Annotated in this window: 23 protein-coding genes and 3 tRNA genes; 7 read left to right on the top strand and 19 right to left on the bottom strand. The window is 43.9% G+C overall.

From position 1 onward, the window contains the following. Positions 1-4: 4 nt before the first annotated feature. From Q7A_RS07205 to ectA, 5 genes are all read right to left on the bottom strand, one after another. The gene (locus Q7A_RS07205) at positions 5-913 is read right to left on the bottom strand and encodes a TPR end-of-group domain-containing protein (RefSeq protein WP_014706679.1); all 909 of its coding nucleotides are present in this window, start codon (positions 911-913) and stop codon (positions 5-7) included. Further along, positions 898-2,340, bottom strand: coding sequence for an aspartate kinase (locus Q7A_RS07200; protein WP_014706678.1), 1,443 nt, complete (start codon positions 2,338-2,340; stop codon positions 898-900). Before Q7A_RS07200 ends, Q7A_RS07205 begins: the two co-directional genes overlap by 16 nt. Before the next feature lie 57 nt (positions 2,341-2,397). Continuing rightward, positions 2,398-2,802 carry an ectoine synthase gene (locus Q7A_RS07195; protein ID WP_014706677.1) on the bottom strand — a complete coding sequence of 135 codons (405 nt, stop codon included), beginning with the start codon at positions 2,800-2,802 and terminating at the stop codon, positions 2,398-2,400. 80 nt (positions 2,803-2,882) lie between these two features. Then, positions 2,883-4,244, bottom strand: a complete 1,362-nt coding sequence (gene ectB, locus Q7A_RS07190) for a diaminobutyrate--2-oxoglutarate transaminase (protein WP_014706676.1) — start codon at positions 4,242-4,244, stop codon at positions 2,883-2,885. 44 nt (positions 4,245-4,288) lie between these two features. Next, on the bottom strand, positions 4,289-4,810 hold the full coding sequence (gene ectA, locus Q7A_RS07185; RefSeq protein WP_014706675.1) for a diaminobutyrate acetyltransferase: 522 nt from the start codon (positions 4,808-4,810) through the stop codon (positions 4,289-4,291). Positions 4,811-5,100: 290 nt separating this feature from the next. Here ectA and Q7A_RS07180 point away from each other — a divergent pair, with 290 nt between their 5' ends. Then, a complete protein-coding gene (locus Q7A_RS07180) occupies positions 5,101-5,691 on the top strand; it encodes a MarR family winged helix-turn-helix transcriptional regulator (protein WP_014706674.1) in 591 nt (196 codons plus the stop codon). Here Q7A_RS07180 and Q7A_RS07175 read toward each other — a convergent pair. The 13 genes from Q7A_RS07175 to uvrB all read right to left on the bottom strand — a co-directional run bounded on the left by Q7A_RS07175 (position 5,688) and on the right by uvrB (position 18,721). Further along, entirely contained in the window at positions 5,688-7,802 is a 2,115-nt protein-coding gene (locus Q7A_RS07175) for a two-component system response regulator (RefSeq protein ID WP_014706673.1), read from the bottom strand. The two genes, Q7A_RS07180 and Q7A_RS07175, sit on opposite strands and share 4 nt — an antisense overlap. Before the next feature lie 157 nt (positions 7,803-7,959). Further along, positions 7,960-9,006 (bottom strand): NADP(H)-dependent aldo-keto reductase, encoded by a 1,047-nt coding sequence (locus Q7A_RS07170; RefSeq protein ID WP_014706672.1) that lies wholly within the window; start codon positions 9,004-9,006, stop codon positions 7,960-7,962. A gap of 78 nt (positions 9,007-9,084) precedes the next feature. Continuing rightward, a tRNA-Pro gene (locus Q7A_RS07165) sits at positions 9,085-9,161 on the bottom strand. Between the two features lie 31 nt (positions 9,162-9,192). Beyond that, positions 9,193-9,555 carry a MerR family transcriptional regulator gene (locus tag Q7A_RS07160; protein WP_014706671.1) on the bottom strand — a complete coding sequence of 121 codons (363 nt, stop codon included), beginning with the start codon at positions 9,553-9,555 and terminating at the stop codon, positions 9,193-9,195. Next, entirely contained in the window at positions 9,539-9,835 is a 297-nt protein-coding gene (ihfA, locus tag Q7A_RS07155) for an integration host factor subunit alpha (RefSeq protein WP_014706670.1), read from the bottom strand. The genes Q7A_RS07160 and ihfA overlap by 17 nt, the downstream gene beginning before the upstream one ends. Before the next feature lie 32 nt (positions 9,836-9,867). Next, positions 9,868-12,243, bottom strand: a complete 2,376-nt coding sequence (gene pheT / locus Q7A_RS07150) for a phenylalanine--tRNA ligase subunit beta (protein ID WP_014706669.1) — start codon at positions 12,241-12,243, stop codon at positions 9,868-9,870. 15 nt (positions 12,244-12,258) lie between these two features. After that, on the bottom strand, positions 12,259-13,296 hold the full coding sequence (gene pheS / locus Q7A_RS07145) for a phenylalanine--tRNA ligase subunit alpha (RefSeq protein WP_014706668.1): 1,038 nt from the start codon (positions 13,294-13,296) through the stop codon (positions 12,259-12,261). Positions 13,297-13,399: 103 nt separating this feature from the next. Beyond that, complete coding sequence (gene rplT / locus Q7A_RS07140; protein ID WP_014706667.1) at positions 13,400-13,759, bottom strand: 50S ribosomal protein L20; 360 nt, start codon at positions 13,757-13,759, stop codon at positions 13,400-13,402. 15 nt (positions 13,760-13,774) lie between these two features. Then, the gene (gene rpmI / locus Q7A_RS07135) at positions 13,775-13,972 is read right to left on the bottom strand and encodes a 50S ribosomal protein L35 (protein WP_014706666.1); all 198 of its coding nucleotides are present in this window, start codon (positions 13,970-13,972) and stop codon (positions 13,775-13,777) included. 32 nt (positions 13,973-14,004) lie between these two features. Continuing rightward, positions 14,005-14,532: a translation initiation factor IF-3 gene (gene infC, locus Q7A_RS07130; RefSeq protein ID WP_041354443.1), complete on the bottom strand. Its 528-nt coding sequence runs from the start codon at positions 14,530-14,532 to the stop codon at positions 14,005-14,007. Further along, a complete protein-coding gene (gene thrS / locus Q7A_RS07125) occupies positions 14,528-16,453 on the bottom strand; it encodes a threonine--tRNA ligase (protein WP_014706664.1) in 1,926 nt (641 codons plus the stop codon). The genes infC and thrS overlap by 5 nt, the downstream gene beginning before the upstream one ends. 79 nt (positions 16,454-16,532) lie before the next feature. Next, a tRNA-Val gene (locus tag Q7A_RS07120) sits at positions 16,533-16,609 on the bottom strand. Between the two features lie 99 nt (positions 16,610-16,708). After that, entirely contained in the window at positions 16,709-18,721 is a 2,013-nt protein-coding gene (gene uvrB, locus Q7A_RS07115) for an excinuclease ABC subunit UvrB (RefSeq protein WP_014706663.1), read from the bottom strand. Between the two features lie 72 nt (positions 18,722-18,793). Between uvrB and Q7A_RS07110 the strand changes: the two genes are divergently transcribed. Continuing rightward, positions 18,794-19,981, top strand: a complete 1,188-nt coding sequence (locus Q7A_RS07110) for a pyridoxal phosphate-dependent aminotransferase (protein WP_014706662.1) — start codon at positions 18,794-18,796, stop codon at positions 19,979-19,981. 86 nt (positions 19,982-20,067) lie between these two features. On the opposite strand, the gene Q7A_RS07105 is transcribed toward Q7A_RS07110, so the two are convergent. Continuing rightward, positions 20,068-20,712: a hypothetical protein gene (locus tag Q7A_RS07105; RefSeq protein WP_014706661.1), complete on the bottom strand. Its 645-nt coding sequence runs from the start codon at positions 20,710-20,712 to the stop codon at positions 20,068-20,070. A gap of 165 nt (positions 20,713-20,877) precedes the next feature. Between Q7A_RS07105 and Q7A_RS07100 the strand changes: the two genes are divergently transcribed. From Q7A_RS07100 to pstA, 5 genes are all read left to right on the top strand, one after another. Further along, positions 20,878-20,953 (top strand) — tRNA-Asn (locus Q7A_RS07100). A gap of 323 nt (positions 20,954-21,276) precedes the next feature. After that, a complete protein-coding gene (locus tag Q7A_RS07095) occupies positions 21,277-23,049 on the top strand; it encodes a methanol/ethanol family PQQ-dependent dehydrogenase (protein WP_014706660.1) in 1,773 nt (590 codons plus the stop codon). 312 nt (positions 23,050-23,361) lie between these two features. Further along, complete coding sequence (gene pstS / locus Q7A_RS07090; protein ID WP_014706659.1) at positions 23,362-24,420, top strand: phosphate ABC transporter substrate-binding protein PstS; 1,059 nt, start codon at positions 23,362-23,364, stop codon at positions 24,418-24,420. Between the two features lie 131 nt (positions 24,421-24,551). Beyond that, entirely contained in the window at positions 24,552-25,529 is a 978-nt protein-coding gene (gene pstC / locus Q7A_RS07085) for a phosphate ABC transporter permease subunit PstC (RefSeq protein WP_014706658.1), read from the top strand. Continuing rightward, positions 25,526-26,425 (top strand): phosphate ABC transporter permease PstA, encoded by a 900-nt coding sequence (pstA, locus tag Q7A_RS07080; RefSeq protein WP_014706657.1) that lies wholly within the window; start codon positions 25,526-25,528, stop codon positions 26,423-26,425. Before pstC ends, pstA begins: the two co-directional genes overlap by 4 nt. Positions 26,426-26,427 lie beyond the last annotated feature (2 nt).

Raw genomic sequence — 26,427 nt, 5'->3', positions numbered from 1 at the left:
AAGTTCATTGACTAATTTCTTCACTGGGATATAACAGTTTTTGTAATCCTGGATGATCGTGCAAAGGTTGCAGAGCAGGATCCTGAGAAACCTCTTCACGGTAGCTCTCGCTACGAGAGATGGCTTCCTTAAGGTAATACAATGCTTCTTCAAATTGATTCATGGCGGTATACGAGCATGCCAGCTGATAAAACGCATGACTGTTTTGTGGATCAATCAATAAAGCCTGATGGCACAGATTGGCAGCCCATTGCGGCTCACCTAATTCCAACACGGCATCAGCTTTATAGGTTAAAGCTTCACAATCATCCCGTTTTATTTTCAGAATGTGGTCGTAAATACCAATTTTATGTGAAGCGGTATTTTCCTGTGCGGCACGTAACCATAACGATTGCAATTCCTGGGTTCGCTCAATTTCTTCTCGGTTTTCTTCAATGTGTAACGTCTTCTGATTTAGCTGCTGTTCAATCGCATGCAATCGCTGTTCATATTGTGAAACCAATTTATTAATCTCTTCATCAGCTAATGAATGAACCCGCTCTTTGATTTCTCGTATCGACGTCCAGCCTACTAAAACTAATATCGATGTTGCTCCGGCAATCAGATAGAAAAAGTATGTGACCGTATTGGTTGAATAGGTCACTGCTTTATCCACCGCATTGATTTCGCGATTGACAATTTGTTGAATCATCTCATTCCGTTGCGCTGCCATATCAGTGCGAAGCTGTTTTAATTCATCCAGCACATAACGCTCAATAAATGGTGAATATAGTGGTTCCTTCAACACTTCGATTTCAGCTTCAAACTGTTCCATCTGAGCTTCAGATAACGGAGGGCTTTTCTCAGTTTCAGCTTCAGCATTTGCCAGTATTGGCAAGCAAAACACGCATACAGTGATTAAGAAGCGAGACATATGGCTCTTCCATGATCGTGAACTTCAACGAGATAACGGTGCAGGTTTTTGATGGCACCAGCATAGTCGTCTTCATTAATAATAAATTGCATATCTACCTGACGCATTGATTGATGCATTGCCAGTACACTGATATTTTTTTCAGCCAGAGCACTGACGGTACGCGCCAAAATACCGGGGATTTTCATATCACTACCAATCGCCGACACAATAGCAACTTTTTGCTGATTAATTTCTGCTTCTGGAAATTGCTCCTGTAATGCTTCACTAATCCGGCGTATATTCTTCAGGCTGGCTGTAAGATAGTGAGTAATCGTATTGGCATTAATATCTTTGGAAATAATATGAGCCTTATTCTTACGAATCTGTGCCAAAATTTCACGATCATAAGTTTCGATATTTCCCGCCATATCTTGATCAAATAGCTCAAACGCATAAACGTGCTTGCAACCGGCGATAATTTCTACACATGGTTTACTACTGATATAGTCACCGGTAATTAAGGTACCAGCATGTTCAGGTTCAAAGGTGTTTCTTACCCTTAACGGAATATTATTCTGCCGTAAGCCTTTTGCCGCTTTAGGGTGAATGGCTTCCATACCCAGATTGGCTAATTGATCAGCAACATCGTAATTGGTTCGGCCAATCGGTACCGCATTTTCTTCACCGACCAGCCGTGGATCAGCACTACTCAAGTGAAATTCTTTATGGATGATCGCTTCATTAGCATTAGTCAACACAGCGATACGGCTAAAAGTCATTTCACTGTAGCCACGATCAAAGGTCGACATCAGACCATCATCGCTATGGGCATAACCGGTGACAATGGGTAACTCTTTGCTCAAATCAATTTTGGCAAAAGCCTTATCAATTCGCTCATCCAGTTTCATGTGTTTGTCAGTCTGCCAACCAGTTAAATCAACATAATGAGCATTGATCTTGTCTTTTTTCAATAATGCGGCTGTGTTCCATGCACTATGCGCCTCACCAATGCTGGCCAACATTTCCCGTACTGTCGCCAGATGCATGTCCAATGCAAAATGACCATGCTGGCAAAGACGTTGTAAATCAGCCAAAACGCGTTCAGCGTCTTCCAAACGTTCTCCAATGAAATTATTGGCCAATTTCAACATTTTTTTATCATTGAATAATTGCTGGTTTATGGAAAAAATCTCTTGTTTAAGTTTTTCCATCGCTTCTTTCCAGCTATCATCGTTTAAGCTATTGGCAAATTCGGCATAAACCCCGGCCTGACCATTTTTCTTGTGCTCAAGCAACAAATCGGTAATACCACCATATGCTGAAACAACAAACACTCGATTGTAAATTGACTCGTTATGAACCGGTTTTAGAATAATATTGTCGCGCACGGCGACATAGTCGCTCATCGATGTGCCGCCTATTTTTTCTACCGTATGAAAATTCATATCTACTCTCTGTTAATTCGTTGTATACCGGACCCAACCGGAATGTTATGTTGACTCTTATTCAGTAACTGCCTCAGCATCTAATTCATAGGCACCTTCGGCGTTATGAACTTCTTTACCATTCAGTGGCGGGTTAAAGACACAGGCGAGATGGAGTTCCTTGAATGCACGCAGGATATGGCGATCGTGTTGGTCCAGGTTGTATAACGTACCTGGAGTGATTTTGTATACCTTCCCATCATCCAGCGTTTCGACCTCTCCTTCTCCACTTATGCAATAAACAGATTCCAGGTGATTCTGGTAATGCATCCGGAAATCAGCACCGGCATAAATCGTGGTGATATGAAAGGAATACCCCATCTTGTCGTCTTTTAATAACATACGGGTGCTTTCCCAATTGCCATCAGGAGAAACAATACGGCGAGATGTTTTTTGAGCTTCCTGTAATTGTCTAACGATCATTATTTAATCCTCAATTGCTAGTTGGCTTTTTCGGTGACCGGGGCACCGATCACCGAATTCAGATGGCTAATTAGTTCTGATTAACTTGCCGCTTTTTTGTTCTCTGGCTCAATCACATCAGATTTACTGGCTTCATCGCTTACTGAATAATCACCTTCGAAAAAGTCTTTTTCTTCCGGAATGCTGTCTGCTTTAGCGCAAACTTCTTTAATCGCCTGCTCCAGAATATCAATACCTTTTTTCAGATTTTCATCTCTTATCGTAAGTGGACAGAGGAATTTCACAACATGATCATCGGCACCACTGGTTTCAATAATCAAACCTTTCTGGAAGCATTTACGTGTAATTTGACCAGCTAAATCACCACTGACACAGTTAATACCGCGGAACATACCCCGGCCGTGTGAGTTGAAATTGCCTTCACCGTATTTGGCCACAATGGCATCAACACGATCTGCAATATACTGACCTTTACGCTGTACTTCCTTGGCAAATTTATCGTCTTTCCAGAAGTGATCCAGCGCTGCTTTTGCCGTAATAAAGGCATGGTTATTTCCCCGAAAGGTTCCGTTATGCTCACCCGGAGACCATTGATCCACTTCCGGTTTCATCAGCACCACGGCAAATGGCAGGCCATAACCACTCAGTGATTTGGATAAAGTCACAATATCAGGATAAATACCTGCTTCCTCAAAACTAAAAAAGGTACCGGTACGGCCACAACCAGCCTGAATATCATCAACAATTAACAAAACATCATGACGTTTGCAGATTTCTGAAAGGCTTTGTAACCAAGTCATCGAAGCAGCATTGATGCCGCCTTCACCCTGTACGGTTTCGACAATGACTGCCGCAGGTTTATCAACACCGCTGCTTGAATCAGACAACATCTTGTCAAGCAAGTTGGTCGTATCAAAATCATCTCCCAGATAACCATCATAAGGAATGCGCGTTGAACCATGTAAGGCGATACCTGCACCGCCTCGGTGGGTTGAGTTGCCTGTTACCGATAAGGCACCAAGGGTCTGACCATGCCAGCCGTTAGTGAATGAAATAATGTTTTCACGACCTGTTTTTTTACGGGCAATTTTTAAAGCCGCTTCAACAGCATTGGTTCCGGTAGGACCAGTAAACATGACAATGTAATCAAGATTTCGCGGCTTAAGAATATTTTCATTAAAACTTTCTAAAAACTCACCTTTAGCTCGAGTGTGTAAATCCAATCCCTGCGTAATACCATCACGTTGAATGTAATCAATCAGTTTTTCTTTAAAAACGGGGTGATTATGACCGTAATTAAGTGATCCGGCACCAGCCAGAAAATCAATATATTCGTTACCGTCTTCATCGTAAATCAACTCGCCTTGTGCCTTGTCAAACAAGCGAGGAAATGCACGGGCATATGAACGCACTTCTGATTCGATCTCTTCAAAAATTTTCATTCGCTTTTCTCTCCTGTGGAAATTGGTTTCATTGCTGATCTGTATTAATGGTTGCTTATTGGCTTGAATGGGCCAACTTTGACTAACATTTCGGTATCGTGTTGATCAGCAAAATGTTGATGGCGATCAAACATGACCGTACTGCTTATTTCGGTATCCAGCTTGCGGGCCAAACTTTCAAATAAAGCCCAGGAAGCTTGGTTTTCAGGGGTTATAGTGGTTTCAATACGTTTAATATCGCGGTTTTGTTCACGCGACAAAATCTCTTTAAGCATTCGTCCGGCAAGTCCTTGTCCTCTAGCTTTTTCTCCGACTGCTACCTGCCATACAAAGAGTGTTTCGGGACGTTTGGGTATGCGATACCCGGAAACAAAACCCACCAAGTCATGATCGAGAACAGCCGCAACAGCTGTTTCTGCAAAATGACTGCTTTGCAGCAAATTGCAGTACATTGAATTGGTATCCAGTGGCGGGCATTCAGAAATAAGTTTATGTACAGCTGCACCGATCTCTGCAGTTGGTTGTATTAATTTTATTGATAAAGATGCAGTCTTGTTTTGGCTCATGTTTATAATCAACTCTAATGTTTATGACACTAAGTAATTAGTGGGATATAAAAAATAGAAATTGTCAGCTGATCTTAATTTATTAAATCCAATCATATATTTATGACTTGCAGATGACAGAATCTAAATATATAGTACACTAAACAAGTTAAATGTCCAGACCACTTTCCTTCTGACATTTAGTTCGAGATCATTAGGTTTTGTCTAAAAAAAGCAGGCTGATAAGCTGGTAAAACATAGCTATGTGATCTGCCCCAAGTTGAAAAATTTATGAAAAAACGTGGGAAAATATGTTGAATTCAATTCAAATTAATACCGAAACTATCGATGCGCTTGGCTTAGATAAAGAGCAAAGGGAACACCTGTTGAATCATATTGAAGAAGTGCTTATTGCATTACGCCGAGTTATCCGTGCCACCGACCTACATTCAAAGTATCTTGCTAAAACTACAGGACTGACCGCACCACAGATTCTGTTATTACAAACATTGCGTGATAAAGGACAAGTGACTATTGGTGAGTTGGCTCAGGAAATGAGTTTAAGTCAAGCTACGGTAACTACCATTTTGGACCGTTTGGAAAAACGTGCTTTGGTCTATCGCCAACGTTCTAAAACAGATAAACGTAAAGTACATGCTTATTTGACCGAGGCTGCTACAGAAACACTTAAAAGTGCGCCAATCCCTTTACAGGATCGTTTTACACGTGAATTCAGTAAATTAGATGAATGGGAACAGGCGATGATTATGTCGGCATTGAAGCGGGTTGCTCAAATGATGGATGCACAACATATAGATGCTTCACCGGTATTGGATATTGGTTTACTGGACCGTTATGAAGATGAACAGGATGTTGTGAAAATGCCTACCAAACGTCGTTAATGATTTTGCATGCCATAAGCATTCACCAATAAGCGTTCAATTTCACTCGCCGGTAGCGGTTTACTGTAATAGTACCCCTGTAACTCCTTACACCCCATGGTGGTAAGCATATTGACCTGCTCAACACTTTCAACACCTTCAGCAATCGTTCGCAATCCCAGGTTATCCGCGAGTTGAACGATCGTTCTTGCAATAGCCGCGTCTTTAGGGTTACCAACAATTTCATCCACAAAGGTTTTATCAATTTTCAGGGTATTTATCGGGAAATTCTTTAAATAACTCAGTGAAGAATAACCAGTTCCAAAATCATCAATAGCCAGCCCTACTCCCATTTCTTTTAATGCATTTAATAGTGGAATAGTTTCCATGACATCTGTAAGCATCGCTGTCTCAGTTATCTCTAATTCCAGAGAAGAAGCTGGTAGCCTCGAGGCATTGAGGCAATGTCCAACCTGCTCAAGCAATAATTGCTGATTAAACTGCATCGCTGATAAATTTACCGAAACCCGCCATTGCCCCCCAAATCGCTGCTGCCATTTATGAGTTTGCAGACAGGCTTGATTCAATACCCACTCACCGATCGTAATAATCAAACCAGTGCTTTCGGCTACATCAATAAATGTCAATGGCCCTAACAGACCTTTTGTTGGATGTAGCCACCGCAGCAAGGCTTCGAATCCGATAATTTTGTTAGTTTCTACTTCAATCTGTGGTTGGTAAAACAGCAGAAATTCATTTCGTTCCAGAGCTTGGCGCAGATCCTGTTCAATTTGCAAGCGCTCATAAAGGTAATCATTCATTTCTGTTGAAAAAAACTGATAATTATTACGGCCCAGCTCTTTCGCATGGTTCATCGCTACATCAGCGTGTTGCATCAGGCTTTGTACGTTATCCCCATCCTCAGGGAAAAGGGCAATACCAATACTGACCGTACTGAAAACGTTATAACCTTTTATATCAAATGATTTTTCAAACTTGGCGACAATGCGTTGCGCTATATTTGCCAGTACATCCACATTATCAATATTGGTCAGCATTACTGTAAATTCATCGCCAGCAAACCGGGCAACGCGGTCATCCTTATCCTTACTTACCGCAATCAAATCTGCATCACGCAGGCAATCTTTAATTCTTGCTGCAGCTTCACACAGCAATACATCACCAACCAAGTGTCCAAATTTATCATTAATATGTTTAAAGTGATCCAGATCGATAAACATCAAGGTTAAGGATTGTTGTTTATGTCGGGCTCGAGCAATAGCTGTTTCGAGCTGTTCGAGAAACAAACGTCTATTGGGTAAATCGGTTAAGGTATCGTAGTAAGTGAAATAAGCGATTTCCTGCTCAGACTGTTTAAGTAATGTAATGTCTTGCAGAGTACCTATAATTTTCCAACCATCGTAATCTTCTATTATTTCCGTACGTTCATGAAGATAAAATAACTGGCCACTCTCTGACTGAACACGATATTCAATGTCGTATGAATGTTTTTGATTTATCGCCCGACGCAAAACTTGTTTAAACAATGCTCTGTCTTCAGGAAAGATATGACGGATAATATGTTTAAACGAAACACCTTGAGAAGTATTTTCTATACCTAATAATCGATACAGATCACCACTACAATCAATTCTATTCTGTTTAAAATCCCATTCCCAATACACAAGATGAGCAATAGCTTGAGCCTTGGCTAGTTTAGATCGACTTTGACTAAGTTCTCGTAAGGTATTGTTGGCATTAAGAATATAATGGATTCGGTGCGAAAATAACGGCCATTTGAATGGTTTGGTAATAAAATCTGTAGCGCCAGCCTCAAATGCTTTTTCAATTTCATCAACTTTGTCATGTATTGTCACCATAACAATCGCTGACTGCTGTCCCTTGGGGAGTGAACGTAACTTTCGACAGCAGGTAAATCCGTCCATGCCAGGCATGGAGACATCCAGTAAAGTTATATCAGGTAAATGCTCGGCAAATAAATCGATTGCCTGCTCACCATTTTGAGCTTCAATAATGGTTAAGTTCGGATCCTGAAGTGATTGCTTCATCAGCAGGCGAGTCACCGGATCGTCATCAACAATAAGCACGGTATATAAGGGTGGACTATCCATGTTGCCAGATACCTGAATTTCTAAGCAAAGAAACACTGATATAAGAATGACCAAACAGATCAACGGCAGTTTATATCAGCAATATTAAAGAAGAATATAAACTACCATAGTCTTTATAACTTTAACCTGCGCTAGCGCACATTTATGAAAAGGTGAGTTAGGGCGCGGGATTAGGAATCGTTTTATGAATGTCTTCAATGGCGCTAACAACTTCATTGCTAAGTATTAATTGCTCACTCGCTATATTGGATTGTAATTGCAGCATAGTGGTCGCCCCAATAATAGTAGCCGCCACAAAGGGACGACTATTCACATAGGCCAGTGCCATTTGCGCAGGATCTAATTGATATTGCTTTGTTAAATCAACATAAGCCTGAGTCGCCTGAACAGCTTGAGGATTGCTATAGCGGGCATAATGTGGCCATAAACTCATTCTAGCCGTGGCGGGTGCATTGTTCTGTAGATATTTTCCAGTTAGCACACCAAAGCCCAATGGTGAGTAGGCCAATAATGGAACATTCTCCCGATAGCTGATTTCGGCACAGCCGATCTCATAAGTACGATTAAGTAAACTGTAGGGGTTTTGTACAGAAGCTATCACCGGTAAATTCATAGCCTGTGCCACTGAAATAAACTGCATCAGCCCCCAAGGTGTTTCATTGGATAATCCGATGTAGCGGATTTTGCCGGCTTTTATCTGCTTTTCAAGGGCTTGCAAAGTTTCAATCACAGGCGTCATGCCTTCTTCAGCAGAATCATGTTGATAGCCCAATTTGCCAAAATAATTGGTTTGTCGTTCAGGCCAATGTAATTGATACAAATCCAGATAATCGGTTTGCAGGCGTTGCAAACTGTTGTCTAACGCTTCACTGATATTTTTATCATCAAATCGCGATTTCCCTTGGCGAATATGCCCTACCCAATCAGCACCGGGCCCGGCGATTTTACTGGCAAGAACCAAATCATCCCGACGACCGCGTTTCGCCAACCAATTACCGATAATCGTTTCAGTTGCGCCATAGGTTTCTGCCTTGGGAGGAATTGCGTAAAGCTCGGCTGTATCAATGAAATTAATACCCTGCGATACAGCGTAATCAAGCTGTTCAAATGCTTCCTGTTGAGTGTTCTGTTCACCATAAGTCATTGTGCCAAGACAGATCTGGCTGACTTTTAGATTACTATTGCCCAGAGTATTAAATTGCATAGTGGATCCTGTGGTTTTCAGACGGTAGAAACAAAACAACGCCCGTTAAGAGCGTTGTGATGATATTAAAGTTGCTAATGGTCGGGACAGAAGGATTTGAACCTTCGACCCCTTGCACCCCATGCAAGTGCGCTACCAGGCTGCGCCATGCCCCGACAAGCAACAAAACAGTGAAATTATAACGTATTAAGCCAGTATCGTACGAATTTGTTCCAGCTCTTTCAGCATTTCATCAATCAGTTGTTTGCGATTTTCATTACTGGGGGCAGCTTCCGGTTTGTGTTCTGTTTCCAATTGCTGGCGGGCACCGCCAATGGTAAACCCCTGTTCATAAAGCAAGCCACGAATTTCACGAATCAGCACCACATCATGGCGTTGGTAGTAACGGCGATTACCACGGCGTTTAACGGGTTTGAGTTGGGTAAACTCCTGTTCCCAATAGCGCAGTACATGTGGTTTCACACCACATAACTCACTGACTTCACCAATGGTAAAGTAACGTTTACCCGGAATTGCAGGTAGTTCGTTGTTATTACTCGCCTCTAGCATAACTGTCCACCCTTGCTTTCAGTTTTTGGCCAGGACGAAAAGTAACAACACGACGGGCGGTGATTGGAATTTCTTCACCCGTTTTCGGGTTACGGCCAGGCCGTTCATTTTTATCGCGCAGTTCAAAATTACCAAATCCTGAAAGTTTCACTTGATCACCTTCCTCAAGTGCTCCACGGATTTCTTCAAAGAACATTTCGACCAGTTCTTTTGCTTCACGTTTATTAAATCCCAACTCTTCATAAAGTTGTTCAGTCATATCGGCTTTTGTGAGTGCCATTCTTTACCTCTATTCTTATTATTGAACCGACGTTAGGTTCTAACAACTGCACCCAACTCACTTTGCAGCTTGTTGGTGATTTGCAGCATTAATGCATCGACTTCATCGTCGGTCATGGTTCGCTCACCATGTTGAAGATGGAAAGCGACCGCAATACTCTTTTTGCCAAGCTCGACACCATCTCCAGAATAAACGTCAAACAATTGAATTGACTTAAGAATATCAGACTCGATACCTTTCAGGCAATGCTCAATTTCAACGGCTACAATGGAATTGTCGACAACTAATGCGAGATCTCTGCGAATAGCAGGATAACGCGATAAAGCAGTAAATGTTGGAATGGCAGATTGCAGACAAACCGTTAATGCCAATTCGAAAACATACGCTTTCCCAGTAAAACCTAATGGCTTATTGAGTTTGGGATGCAGTGCTCCCATCCAACCCACCGGTTTATCATTTTGATAGATACGTGCAGATTGTCCAGGATGCAATGCAGGATGTGTTTCAGCGCGAAATTCGACCTTGCCATTTCCCAGCGCCAATAACGCCTCGACATCAGCTTTAACATCATAAAAATCAACTTTACGATTTTTTTCCGACCATTGTTCAGGATTAACATCACCATAGACCAGTCCGCCAATACACAGATACTGATCGATATCAGCCAATTCACCTCGGAATACACGACCCACTTCAAACAATCTAATCCGGTCATGTTGACGATTCAGGTTATAAACCATTGCTTGCACCAGACCCGGCCAAAGTGAATGACGCATCACTGACAAATCAGCAGAAATCGGATTGGCTAACTTGATAGGTTCGGCTTCACTATCAGCAAAATGCTGTTGCATAGCCGGATCAACAAAACTGTAGGTGATCGCTTCAAAATAACCACGATCTACCAATAGGTTTTGTAGTCGTTCTGCTGCAAGCTGTTGTTCAGATATTGCACCTGGCAATACACTGATTTTAGGACGGGTTTGAGGTAAGCGATCATAGCCGTAAAGACGACCCAATTCTTCAATCAAATCGACTTCGATAGTAATATCAAAACGGAAACTTGGCACAATCACCAGCCAGCCCTCTCTAACTTGCGTAACTTCCAGACCCAACCGTGTCAGCTGTTCTTCTACTTCAGCAGCTTCTATCTCAATTCCCAATACGCGTTTAATTCGATTTGCACGTAGCAGGATTTGCGGTGTTTCAGGTAATGCACTTTCTTCACGGACTACAGTAAGCGGGCCTGCCTGACCACCGGCAATTTCCAGAATCAACTGAGTGGCGCGTTGCATTGCCTGTTGAGCCAATTGAGGATCAACACCACGCTCAAAGCGATGAGATGAATCAGTATGTAATCCATAACTTCTGGCCTGCCCTGCAATCGCATCAGGTGTGAAAAAAGCCGCCTCGAGAAACAGTGAGGTTGTTTTATCATCAACCGCGGAAGCTTCTCCGCCCATTACACCCGCAAGAGCCAGCGGACCAGAGGCATCGGCAATCACCAATGTCTGTTCAGCAATCTCAACTTGCTGACCATCTAATAAAGCCAGTTTTTCATCTGTCTTGGCAAACCTTACAATAATGCTCTGCTGTAACTTCTGCAGATCAAATGCATGCATCGGTTGACCCAGCTCCAACATCACATAGTTCGTAATATCCACCACGGCGCTCAGACTCCGTAATCCACTGCGACGCAGTTTTTCCTGCATCCATAACGGCGTTTTCGCATCAGGATTGATATTTTCAATCACCCGACCAATATAATTCGGGCAGGCTTGTTTGGCTTCTACTGAAACTGGAAATGTTGTCTGAACAGTTGCCGCTATTTCATCAATAGTTACCGGTGTCAGATTGGTTCGACTAATCACGCCCAATTCGCGTGCAATACCGGCAACCCCCAGGCAATCACTACGGTTTGGGGTTAAATCGACTTCAATCGTGAAATCATTTAATGCCAGATAATCGCGAATATCACTGCCAACAGGTGCATCAGCCGGTAATTCCATCAGTCCATCAGAGGATTCAGCCAAGCCGAGTTCTTTAGCAGAACACAACATACCGAAAGAGGGTTCACCACGCAGTTTGGCTTTTTTAATTTTAAAATCACCTGGCAAGACTGCACCAACGACGGCAACCGGAATTTTCAAACCTTCACGAACGTTGCTGGCACCGCAGACAATATGTAATAACGCATCACCGGCAACATCCACTTCACAGACACGCAATTTGTCAGCATCCGGGTGCGCTACAACTGATTTCACCTGCCCGACCAATACGCCTGAGAAATCCCCGGCCACAGGCGAAACCGAATCAACTTCCAGACCCGCCTGAGTCAGTTTCTCGGCAATAACCTGCACATCAAAATCAGGATTTACCCATTCACGTAGCCAATTTTCGCTTAATTTCATGGCGAACTTCCTATCCTATTTGAACTGACGCAGGAAGCGCAGATCGTTCTCAAAAAATAATCGCAGATCATTCACGCCGTATCGCAACATCGCCAGGCGCTCAACGCCCATGCCAAATGCCAGACCCAGATATTTTTCACTATCAATATTGACGTGCTCGAATACTTTTGGATGCACCATGCCGCAGCCCAGCACTTCCAGCCAGCCGGTATGGCTGCAGACTCGACAGCCTTCTCCACCACAGATCACACATTCAATATCCGCTTCTGCCGAAGGTTCGGTAAATGGGAAGTACGAAGGTCGAAACCGCACATTGAGTGGTTTTTCAAAAAATGCCTGGAGGAAATCGGCAAGAATACCTTTCAAATCGGTAAAGCTGATGTTTTCATCCACCATTAAGCCTTCTACCTGATGGAACATCGGTGTGTGGGTTAAATCTGAATCACAGCGATATACCCGGCCCGGGGCGATGATTCGTAAAGGTGGCTGTTCGTTTTCCATGACCCGGATTTGCACCGGTGAAGTATGGGTGCGCAACAGCATTTCAGCGTTAAAATAAAACGTGTCATGCATCGTACGCGCTGGATGACCCTCAGGAATGTTCAATGCAGTGAAGTTGTGATCACCATCTTCGATTTCCGGTCCTTCGGCAATTTGAAAGCCGATTTGACGGAAGTACTGTTCAATACGTTGCAAGGTGCGAGTCACTGGATGCAGACCGCCGACTTCAGCATTACGACCGGGTAAGCTTACATCAACCGTTTCGGCAGCCAAAGCTGCATTCATGGCCTGCTCAGCAAGCAACTTGGACCTGACTTCAGTCAGACCTGCAACCTCCTGCTTTGCCAGATTCACTTCTTTACCAATTAAAGGACGTTCTTCTGCACTGAGATTGCCCAACTCTTTGACATAACCAGTGATAAGCCCTTTTTTGCCGAGATATTCAACCCGGACATTATCCAGCGTCTTGGCATCGGTCGCATTTTGAATCGCGGTCTTCGCTGCCTCAACAATATCTTTTAATGCCAATAACTGCGATGACAGTTCAGCCATATTTCCTCCACCTGAGGATCAATCAGAAATAAAAAAGGGCCGTCATCAACGGCCCTTTCCTGTGTAACTAATAATAAGATCCGCGCTAAAGCGAACCGACTGATTAGTTAGCCAAAGCCGCCTTTGCTTTTGCAGCAATAGCAGCAAATGCAGCAGAATCGTGATAAGCAATATCGGCCAGTACTTTACGATCGATTTCAATAGATGATTTTTTCAGACCATCGATCAAACGACTGTACGAAATTCCACATTCACGGGCAGCAGCGTTAATACGCGCAATCCACAATGTACGAAATACACGTTTTTTCTGACGACGATCACGGTATGCATATTGACCGGCTTTGGTAACTGCCTGGACAGCAACACGATAGACATTCTTGCGACGACCATAATAGCCTTTGGCCTGCGCGATAACTTTTTTGTGACGGGCTCTGGCTGTTACACCACGTTTTACTCTAGCCATTGGAATACTCCTTAATTATAGAAGAGGCAATAATTTGCGGACTGACAAATGATCTGCTTTACAGATTGTCAGCGTGGAACGCAGTTGGCGTTTCCGCTTAGTGCTTTTCTTGGTCAGGATATGGCTAGTAAACGCTTGAGCACGTTTGAACTTTCCGCTACCGGTGCGTTTGAAACGCTTCGCTGCACCGCTATGATTTTTCAATTTTGGCATTTGGAACTCCGCATTGTTAATTTAATTAATAGTTATTTTTTATTACTTGGCGCCAAAACCATAATCATTTGCCGACCCTCTTTCTTCGGATGTTGCTCAATGACTGACAGATCTTTCAGATCTTCGGCTACTCGTTCGAGCAGTTTCAGTCCTAATTCCTGATGGGCCATTTCACGTCCACGAAAGCGGAGGCTGACTTTGGTTTTATTACCTTCTTCGAGGAAACGTGTCAGGTTGCGTAGTTTTACCTGATAGTCACCCTCTTCCGTCCCTGGTCGGAATTTTATTTCCTTAACCTGTATCTGTTTTTGCTTTTTCTTAGCAATGGCTTTTTGTTTATTAGCCTCAAACACATACTTACCGTAATCCATAATACGGCAGACAGGTGGTTCTGCCTGTGGGGCAATCTCCACCAAATCCAGCTCGGCTTCTTCAGCTAATTCCAAGGCTTTCGCCAACGGAATAATACCTAATTGTTCACCGTTTGCATCGGTTACACGAATTTCTCTGGCTGTGATTTCAGAATTCAGCCTTTTTTGATCTGTAGCGATGTTTTTAATCCTCTAAAATAATTCGACCGCGGCGAGCGACGTCTTCTTGAAGCAAGGAAACGAAGCTCTCAAGCGACATAGCGCCTAAATCTTCGCCTTTGCGAGTACGTACTGCCACGGCATTTTCTTGTGCTTCGCGATCCCCAACAACGATTAGATAAGGTACGCGACGCAATGTGTGCTCGCGTATTTTAAAGCCAATCTTCTCATTTCTCAAGTCCGTATCAGCTCTAAATCCCTGATTTTTCAATTGTTGGGCAATTTTTTGAACATAATCTGACTGTTTATCGGTAATTCCCATGACCATAACCTGACGAGGTGCAAGCCATGCCGGAAACGCGCCAGCATATTCTTCAATGAGTATACCGATAAATCGCTCGAGTGATCCAAGAATCGCACGATGCAGCATTACCGGTACCTGTTTGGAACCATCATCAGCCACATAAGTTGCATCTAATCTTCCGGGCATTGAGAAATCCACCTGAATGGTGCCGCACTGCCAGACCCGTCCCAGACAATCTTTTAAAGAGAATTCGATCTTCGGTCCGTAGAAGGCACCCTCGCCGGGTTGCAGTTCCCAGTCCAGATCTTTGGCATTTAATGCCTGTTCAAGCGCATGTTCCGCTTTATCCCAGACGGCATCACTACCGACACGATTTTCCGGACGAGTCGACAATTTGATAATAATCTCGTTAAAACCAAAATCGGCATAAACGTTAAACAATAGATCTATAAAGGTAGAAACCTCGGTCTGAATTTGATCTTCAGTACAGAAGATATGCGCATCATCCTGAGTGAATCCACGCAGACGCATCAAACCATGCAAGGTACCGGATGGTTCATTACGATGGCATGAACCAAACTCGGCCATACGTAAAGGTAAATCACGGTAGCTTTTCAGACCCTGATTAAATATCTGGATATGACAAGGGCAGTTCATCGGTTTAACCGCGTAATCACGGTTTTCCGAATGGGTGCTGAAAATCATGTCACCAAATTTATCCCAGTGACCGGACTTTTCCCACAAACTGCGATCCACAACCTGAGGGGTGCGCACTTCCTGATAGTCATTTTGAGCCAGTACGTCGCGAATATATTTTTCAACTTCGCGATAAATTCGCCAGCCATTGTCATGCCAGAAGATCATACCAGCCGCTTCATCCTGCAGATGGAACAGATCCAGACTTTTCGCCAACTTCCGATGGTCACGCTTTTCGGCTTCTTCCAAACGATGTAGGTAGGCTTTCAGGTCTTTTTTATCTGACCAGGCAGTACCGTAAATACGCTGCAGCATTTCGTTTTCAGATTTACCACGCCAGTAAGCACCGGCCAGTTTCATCAGTTTGAATGCTTTAAGTTTTCCGGTATTCGGTACGTGCGGACCACGGCATAAATCCATGAATTCGCCCTGGCGGTATACAGACAGGATTTCATCCTTTGGAATGTCTTCGATGATCTGAGCTTTATATTCTTCACCCATTTCACGAAAAATCTGCACTGCTGCATCGCGGGTGACTTCTTCACGAACCACTTGCAGATCTTGCTTGACCAGCTCTTCCATGCGTTTTTCGATTTTCTGCAAATCTTCCGGTGTAAAACCTTTTGGATAGGAAAAATCGTAGTAAAAGCCATCTTCGATAACCGGGCCAATAGTGACCTGTGCATCGGGATAAAGTTGTTTTACAGCTTGAGCTAACAGATGTGAGGTCGAATGTCGGATGATATCGAGCCCTTCTGCATCACGTTCGGTGATGATGGCAAGTTCAGCATCATCTTCTATAACGTAATTGGTATCGACAAGTTTGCCATTCACTTTGCCTGCCAGAGCAGCACGGGCTAAACCGGTACCGATATCGGCAGCAACATCATGAATGGAAACGGGATGATCGAACTGGCGTTGACTGCCATCAGGAAGGGTAATTGAAATCATACTATATCCTTGGTTGTGGCCAATACGAGAGGCCTTAAAAACCAAAAAGCACCTGCAAGAGGTGCTTGATGTATATATCTGGTAGGCACGATTGGATTCGAACCAACGACCCCCACCATGTCAAGGTGGTGCTCTAACCAACTGAGCTACGTGCCTGCTGTGAAGCGCGAAATTATACGCAGTCAGGCATATTTTGCAAGCGCTTTATACCGCCAATAGAACTAAGTATTTCCATACATACTAAGTAGGTGTCTATTACAAAGCAACCGGCCCTAGCGCCATCTTTCTTACTTTATCAAGTTCATCTCTTAATTTAGCCGCTTCTTCAAACTCCAGGTTCTGTGCGTGTTTATACATCGCATTTTCAATCTGTTGAATTCGTTTAGCCAATTGCTGAGGTGATAAAGAAGCATATTTGGCATGTTCTTCAGCCACTTCGGCAAAGCGCAGTTTTTCCTCTTTTTTGCTTTTCGAATCATCCATGCCACCACGAATCGATTTGATAATTCCAATCGGGGTAATGCCATGCTCCAGATTATGAGCAATCTGTTTTTCACGCCGCCGATCGGTTTCATCAATTGCCCGTTGCATTGAACCGGTAATCTTGTCTGCATATAAAATCGCTTTACCATTGAGGTTTCGCGCTGCACGCCCGATGGTCTGAATCAGTGAACGGTCACTGCGCAGGAACCCTTCTTTATCGGCATCCAGAATCGCTACCAGCGAGACTTCAGGTAAATCCAGTCCTTCCCTGAGTAAGTTGATACCCACCAGCACGTCAAATTCCCCCAGCCGAAGATCACGCAGAATCTCCATCCGTTCGACCGTATCGATATCCGAATGCAGATATCGCACCTTGACGTTGTGCTCGCGCAGATAATCAGTGAGATCTTCTGACATGCGTTTGGTCAATGTGGTGACCAGAACACGCTCGTTAACAGCAGTGCGTTTAGTAATCTCGGAAAGCAAATCATCGACCTGGGTGCCAACCGGACGAATTTCCACCTCAGGATCGATTAACCCGGTTGGACGCACTACCTGTTCGACAATATTGCCAGCATGTTCCGCTTCATATTTCCCTGGTGTAGCCGAAACAAAAATGGTCTGTGGTGCCAGCTTTTCCCATTCATCAAACATCAACGGACGATTATCCAATGCAGAAGGCAAACGGAAACCATAATTCACCAGCGTTTCCTTACGTGAACGATCACCTTTATACATCGCGCCAATCTGCGGAATCATCACGTGGCTTTCATCAATGACCAAAATGGCATCATCAGGCAGGTAATCAAATAAAGTGGGCGGTGCCTCTCCTGCTTGTCGAGTCGATAAATGTCGAGAATAGTTTTCAATACCGTTGCAATAACCAAGCTCTAATAACATTTCGATATCAAAACGGGTGCGCTGCTCTAAGCGCTGAGCTTCGACTAATTTATTCTGTTCATTTAGTTCAGCCAATCTTTCACGTAATTCATCTTTGATCGAATCCACAGCACCAAGAATGGTCTCGCGCGGCGTGGCATAGTGAGTTTTAGGATAAATGGTAATGCGGTTCATCCGTTGTAATATTTCCCCGGTCAACGGATCGAAATAGCTGATTTGTTCAACTTCATCATCAAACAGTTCAACCCGCACCGCATCACGTTCGGATTCTGCCGGGAAAATATCAATCACTTCGCCACGCACCCGGTAGGTGCCGCGAGACAATTCAATATCATTTCGCGAATACTGCAATTCAGCGAGCCGCCGTAAAATTTCGCGTTGATTAATGATATCGCCCTGAACCAGATGCATGACCATTGCCAGATAGGCATCTTTATCACCCAAGCCATAAATACAGGAGACACTGGAGACGATAATCGCATCGCGCCGTTCCAGCATGGCTTTGGTTGCCGATAAACGCATTTGCTCAATCTGCTCGTTCACCGAGGCATCTTTATCTATAAAGGTATCGGATGACGGCACATAGGCTTCCGGCTGATAATAATCGTAGTAGGACACGAAATATTCCACCGCATTATTGGGAAAGAACTCTTTCATCTCACTATACAGTTGTGCAGCCAGCGTTTTATTGGGTGCCAGAACCATCACCGGACGCTGCACAGCTTGCGCAACATTGGCAATCGTAAAGGTTTTTCCCGAGCCGGTGACCCCCAACAGGGTCTGCCACATTTCACCGTTGTTTAATCCCTCAACCAGCGACGCAATCGCAGTTGGTTGATCCCCCGCCGGTTCAAACTCGCAGACTAATTCAAATTGTTTTTTCATACTCTTTAGCAATGTCCGTGTTTATCGTATATTACGGTTTTCTAATCACTATCGTTTCTCGAAGGACAGATTTTGACTATCAAACTCTCACAGCGCGTTCAAAGCATCAAACCCTCACCTACTTTAGCCATTACCGCACGCGCCGCGGCCTTGAGAGCCGAAGGTAAAGATATTATCGGTCTTGGTGCCGGCGAACCGGATTTCGATACGCCGGATCATATTAAACAAGCAGCAGTCGAAGCGCTTGATAAGGGCCAAACCAAGTACACCGCAGTTGATGGTACAGCTGAACTGAAAAATGCCATCATCAAAAAGTTTTCCCGTGATAACGGTTTAACTTATGAAGCCAATCAAATTCTGGTTTCATGTGGCGGTAAACAAAGCTTCTTTAATCTGGCACAGGCTTTATTAGAGTCTGGCGATGAAGTAATTATCCCGGCCCCTTACTGGGTATCTTATCCTGATATGGTTTTACTCGCTGATGCCAAACCCGTCATTATTATTGGCGACCGGGATCAACGTTACAAAATTACCCCGCAACAACTTGAAGATGCAATTACCGACAAAACCCGGTTATTTGTCATCAACAGCCCTTCCAACCCGACCGGCATGACTTACACCAAAGCTGAACTTGAAGCATTGGGTGAAGTGTTGCGTAAGTATCCTGACATTCTCATCGCTACAGATGACATGTATGAACTTATATATTGGGCCGATGAACCGTTTTACAACATCGTGATGGCTTGCCCTGATTTATATGACCGCACAATCGTTATGAATGGTGTATCCAAAGCCTATTCAATGACTGGCTGGCGTATTGGTTATGCCGGTGGCCCTGCTCAATTGATCGGCGCGATGAAAAAGATTCAATCGCAAAGCACTTCAAATCCGACCTCTATTTCGCAAGCTGCTTCAGTCGAAGCATTAAACGGTGCTCAAGGTTGTGTGCAAACCATGCTGGTTGAATTCAAAAAACGCCACGACTTTGTTGTTGAAACACTTAACAAGATGCAAGGCATCACTGCTTTGGAAACAGACGGTACTTTCTACGTATTTCCTGATATCAGCGGTGTGTTGGCCAACAAACCAGATTTAAACGATGACATGGACTTTGCCGAAGCCTTATTGATTGAAAAAGGTGTTGCTGTGGTTCCCGGAACAGCGTTCGGTCTGAAAAACCATATCCGTTTATCAATTGCCACCAGCGAAAGTAATTTACAAAATGCTTTACAGCGCATTGCTGAATTTATTGAGCAATAAGCTACTCCTAATTGCATTTGATCCTAAGGTCTGCTGATCTTTCATCGTCGTCACTGTTTTGACTGAAAGATCACAGACCCTAATGATTAGGGATGAGGCTCTTTTCGCTTTTCCTGATCATCTTTGTCTTTGGGGTGATTAACTGGGTTCAGTTCTGTTTCAAGCCATTTAATCACCTCTTTCTGTTGTCTACGATTCACCATCTGCTCAGTGGAGATCTGTTTTGGAAAAATGCATAAGCCTCCGTCATGCTTCAGCTTAAAATCGCGACGGGCTCCCACTGGGTGTTTACTGGGCGCATGTATAGCAGCTGCTCTTAATTCAAGCGTTTCAACCTGTTCAAGCGCAATTGACTCTCCTTTTGCTGCTTCAGCATTCTCAATAATATCCCTGAAAGTTCCAAGTACCAGATAGCCTCCATTTAACAATGGCCCCTGACGCAGAGTTTGCTGGACATTTTGCTCCATCACATTCACCCGTTTGAACTGGGTAACACCAAGTTCATATATTTCTCCAGATTGCATCGTTACAACGGCCTGGACACATTGAATATGAATTGCTCTCTCGCCCATATTGACCAATAGGCACAATGCATCGGGATTTTCATTCTGAGCGTGGTGAAAAATCAGATAAGGTCGATTACTGCGACGATATTGAACAAATAATAGTTGTAAATAAATCACCCAGATAAGAGCCATAACCGCAGAGCTAATGGGAGCAATATATTCCACTGAATCCTCCTTCTGTCTAAAAAGTGTTTTAAGGCAGTCAACACGATACAGTTGAAAAAATATTACAATCAATAACATATATAAAGTCATGCCTAGACACTTAAAAAAATTAGTACTAATCCTTGACCCTCCGGGCTCAAATCACTATCATAGCCATCTTTCTGTTCCCCGATAGCTCAGTTGGTAGAGCAAATGACTGTTAATCATTGGGTCGCTGGTTCGAGTCCAGCTCGGGGAGCCAATGATTATTAAAAAACCTCAGCAAGTTTCTCTTCTGAGGTTTTTTTATGTCTGAAATTTGTTAATCAATCTGCTTAAACCCTGATCCTCTCAAATTGCTGCCCCTTTGTAGAATCAACCTTATTTATTAAGTTGTTTACTGAATTTCCCTCTCTACCCTTTTCCTCACTGACTTGACTGTGGTTCCAGAACGTTAAAAAAGATTCGGACACACGGGCAATTATTCCTATTACCTCGTTGCTAACATCCTCACTCCGTTCAAAAGCTAATTTCACATGACGGTTAATTAACGGCTTTTGAGGCGGCTAACATAGAGGAAACAATATGAATAAAACTAAATTATCTATCGCAATGATGTCATTGGCGCTTCCAGGTCTCACTGTTGCAGATGAGTTACTCGGCATGCAGGAGAATCCAGAGACATGGGTGATGTCAGCAGGTAACTATGCGAATACCCGTTACAGTCAATTAGATGAAATCAACCGGGATAACGTTCAGGATCTGAATATGGCCTGGTCATTTTCTACCGGTGTGTTACGTGGTCACGAGGGTAACTCGCTGATCATTGATGATGTGATGTATGTTCATACACCTTATCCAAACATCGTCTACGCGCTGGATTTGAATAATGACGGTGCCATCAAGTGGAAGTACGAACCAAAACAAAATTACGACGAAACGGTTCCTGTTATGTGTTGTGATGTGGTAAATCGTGGTTTGGCTTATGGCGATGGTAAAATTTTCCTCAATCAGGCAGACACCACATTGGCTGCTTTGGATATCAATACTGGTAAATTACTTTGGTCAGATAAACGTGACGATCCAACCGTTGGTGCGACCAATACCGCTAATGCCAATGTCTTCAAAGACAAAATAATTGTCGGTATTTCAGGTGGCGAATTCGGCGTCCGTGGCTACGTTCAGGCCTATGATATGGATGGCAAAACACTCTACAAAGCCTACAGCACCGGACCTGATGACGAAATGATAATCGATCCGCAAAACACCACCTCCATGCTGCGCCCCGTTGGCAAAGATTCCTCATTGAAGTCCTGGCAAGGTGAGCAATGGAAAATCGGTGGCGGCACCACTTGGGGCTGGTTCTCTTATGATCCGGAAATGAATCTTTATTACTATGGAACCGGTAATCCATCAACTTGGAACCCACTACAACGTCCCGGTGATAACAAATGGACCATGGCCTTGTTTGCTCGAGATCTGGATAGCGGTGTGGCCAAATGGATTTATCAGATGACCCCGCACGATGAATGGGATTATGACGGCGTCAACGAAAACATTCTGGTCGACCAGAAAGTGAAAGGCAAAATGCGTAAGATGCTAGTGCATTTTGACCGTAACGGCTTTGGCTACACCATGGATCGCGGAACCGGGGAATTATTGGTGGCTGAAAAATTTGACCCCAGTGTTAACTGGGCTAAAAGCATCAACATAAAAACGGGACTACCGGATCGCGTTGCTACCTACTCACCAGAAGCCAATGGTGAAGATACTCAGACAACCGGTATCTGTCCTGCAGCTCATGGTGCCAAAGATCAACAACCTGCGGCATATTCGCCAAGAACGGGGTTGTTCTATGTACCGACCAACCATATCTGTATGGATCTGGAACCCTTCGAAGTTGAATATCTGGCAGGCCAACCGTATGTCGGTGCTGAAGTAAATATGTTTGCAGCCACCAAAGACAATATGGGTAACTTTATTGCCTGGGATGCTCGTGAAGGCAAAATCATCTGGACAAATCCTGAACGGTTCTCAGTTTGGTCCGGCGCAATGGTTACCGCTGGTGACGTGGTGTTCTATGGCACGCTGGAGGGCTATCTGAAAGCCCTGGATGCCAAAACCGGACGTGAACTTTGGCGCTTTAAAACCCCATCGGGCATTATCGGCAACGTTAATTCCTACAAACATGATGGTAAACAATACATCTCAATCTTGTCAGGCATTGGTGGCTGGGCCGGTATCGGTATGACCAATAATCTGGAAAATGATACCGATGGTCTTGGCGCTGTGGGAGCCTACAAATCACTGTCCAACTGGACTTCCTTGGGAGGCGTGTTAAGCGTGTTTAGTTTGTAACGAAAGGTACCATCAGCTTCTTAATTTGGCCCGGCACGATTAATTAGTGCCGGGTTTTTTATTCAAAGCTAATATCGTAACTGTCCACTTGATGGCTAGACCGCTTTTCTTTGAGATCTCAGTGATTTATAACCCGATTATCAAATTATTACTCGTTAGGCTTTTCGCCAGCGATATTAAACTAAAACTTCCACTATAAAAAAACCACAATACTCAACTTTAAACCTCTGTCATAAATATTTAACAAACGGCCTCTAGACTGAGCAAATTGTAAATCGAGTGTTTTACTTTTTTCATTAGTCAGGAGTTTTTATGAAACTATTTGCGAAGAGCGCAAAGTCAGTTTTTGTCATTGGCGCGCTTATTGGTGCCATGAGTTCAACAGCGGCATATGCTGATCTCAAATTGAATGGTTCTGGTGCAAGTTTTCCAGCACCACTTTATAACAAGTGGTTTAAGGACTACAGCAAGCAAACTGATGGTGTTCGTGTTGACTACCAATCAAAAGGTAGTGGCGCAGGTATTCAGGATTTCATTAACGAAACAGTAGATTTTGCGGGCAGTGATGCTGCGATGAAAGACAGTGAAATTGCCCAGGTCAAAAAAGGCACTATCCTGTTACCTGTAACGGCGGGTGAAGTGGTCATTTCATACAACCTTGATGGTGTTACAGAATTAAAACTTCCACGTGATGTTTATCCGGAAATCTTCCTGGGCAACATTACTAACTGGAACGACCCGAAAATCCAGGCAGCTAATCCTGATGTAAAACTTCCTGACCAAAACATAACTGTTGTTGTTCGTTCTGATTCAAGTGGTACCAGCTATGTATTCACTAATCATCTGGCAGCAATCAGCGATAATTTCAAAGAACAAGTTGGTGGTGCAAAAGCACCCAACTGGCCAAGTGCTGGCACCATCGTCAAAGCACCTAAAAACGATGGTGTAACAGCGACTATCAAACAAACGCCTGGCGCAATTGGTTATGTTGAATATGGTTTTGCCAAATTGACCAAAATGCCTACTGCCCTGCTGGAAAATCAAAAAGGTAACTTTATTGAAGCCGGTGGCGAAACCGGTGCTTCAGCCTTAGCAACGACCACTTTCCCGGAAGGTAATCTGCCAAATAGTGATGTACCGGATTTACGTGCATGGGCAACTGATCCATCGGGCGATGATGCTTACCCTATCGCAACGTTCACCTGGTTACTTGTTTACAAAAATCAAGGTGAAGAGAAAGCCAAAGCATTAAAAGACCTTATTGAATACATGATCACTACTGGTCAGGAATCTTCTGAAGCAATGGGTTATATCCCGCTGCCAGAAAATGTTGTTGAGAAAGTTCGCAACGCGGCCAGCATGATTCAGTAATCACGCTTGGTTGTCTGATAAATGTAATGCTGCAAGTGTTTTAAACACTTGCAGCATTTATCTGTTCAAGCGCCTGAAAATAAGATGTTAGCAATATTTACTATAAATATTCACGATTGATAGGAACACAAATGGTTCACGATCCTTTTAAAGATTCCGCGAGTGGCAATACACTGTCCGCGCCGCCTTCTCCAACTGATTACATGAAAGATTCCATCTTCAGATCTTTTGCTTACTTCTGTGCTTTATCAATCATTCTTTTAGTCGCTTATATCGTTTTTGAACTCGGTTCTCAGGCATTACCTGCAATTAAGGATCATGGTTTAGGTTTTATCACCGGTACTACCTGGGATACCAACCAGAATGAGTTTGGCGTGTTACCTGAGATTTGGGGAACGCTGTACAGTTCATTACTCGCATTGCTGATTGGTGGTGGATTAGGAGTAGCTATTGCCATCTTCCTGACTCAGGGCTTCATGCATGCCAAAGTCGAAGTGATGTTCAGAACCATCATTGAGCTTTTAGCGGCTATTCCTTCAGTAGTTTATGGTTTATGGGGTATTTATGTGCTTATCCCGTTAATCAGGCCGGCTGCCCATTGGCTGCATGAAACGTTTGGCTGGTTTCCCTTGTTCAGTACCGATTTAAGTGGTCCAGGCTTGGCTCCCGCGGCGTTGGTGCTCGCCATTATGATTCTTCCGACTGTAGCAGCCATTTCAGCCGATGCCTTCCGTCGTATTCCTTACAAAGTAAAAGAAGCAGCCTATGGTATGGGGGCGACAAAATGGGAAGTGATTCTTAAAGTCATGCTACCAACAGCCTCCTCTGGGATTCTGGCAGGTTTGGTATTGGGATTTGGTCGCGCGTTGGGCGAAACCATGGCACTGGCCATGTTAATCGGTAACGTGAATGACATCAGTGTCTCACTGTTTGCCCCTGCCAATACATTGGCATCACTGCTGGCTTCAACCTTCCCTGAAGCAGGCCAAATTGAAATTCAGGCACTAATGTATGCGTCTCTGGTCCTGCTGCTTATCACCTTTGTGGTCAATGTTGCCGGTCTGGCCGTTCAGCAATACACCATGCGTAAATTTGAGGGTAAAAAATGAGTCAGATTAACGAACAGATTCTGCCACCCAGGATCAATTTACCGAGTCTTGAGAAAAATGTGCTCGAACTGAGAGCCTTGAAAGATTTCTTCCTGACAGGATTGGTTTGGGGATTAGCCATATTAGCCAGTATTCCTCTGATATCGGTTATTTACATGCTCATCATGGAAGGTGGTGCAAGACTTGATTTTGAGGCTATTACAGCATTGCCACCAGCCGGCTTCGAAACCGGCGGTGGTTTTGGTAATGCTATCGTGGGAACACTGACCATGGTAGGTATTGCCTCCGCACTGAGTATTCCCATTGGAACCATGGCGGCACTCTATCTGGCCATACTTAACCCCAACAGTAAAACCGCGACTGTCTCCAGATTTTTATCCAAAGTGCTGACCGGCTTCCCCTCTATTCTGGCTGGTGTGTTTGTCTATGCTGTCATCGTTATCACCACAGGCACCTACTCGGCCTGGGCTGGTGGTGTGGCTTTGGCGGTATTAATGCTGCCAACCGTTACTCTAGCTGCTGAGGAAGCCATGAAGCAGGTGCCACAAAGAATGAAAGATGCAGCCTTTGGCATGGGTTGTACCCGTACCCAGGTCATTTTTAAAGTGGTCTTGCCGACCGCCCTACCCGGGATTATGACTGGGGTCATTCTGGCAGTTGCCGGTGCGGCGGGTGAATCTGCTCCATTACTGTTCACAGCCTTGTTCAGCAATTACTACATGTCCGAGCTGGCAGAACCAACTGCCTCGCTATCCATTCTGATTTACAACTTTTCCGGTATGCCGTTTGAGAATCAAATTGAACTGGCATGGACTGCTTCGCTGGCACTGGTCTTACTCGTATTGTTTTTCAATATCGTTGCCCGTGTCGTTGGCAGAACAAAATTTAGAGAATAACC

The sequence above is a fragment of the Methylophaga nitratireducenticrescens genome, assembly GCF_000260985.4.
In the GTDB taxonomy this organism is placed as follows: Bacteria; Pseudomonadota; Gammaproteobacteria; order Nitrosococcales; family Methylophagaceae; genus Methylophaga; species Methylophaga nitratireducenticrescens.
The sequence above is the reverse complement of the archived record's forward strand: the minus strand, read 5'-3'. Positions and strand labels throughout refer to the sequence as shown.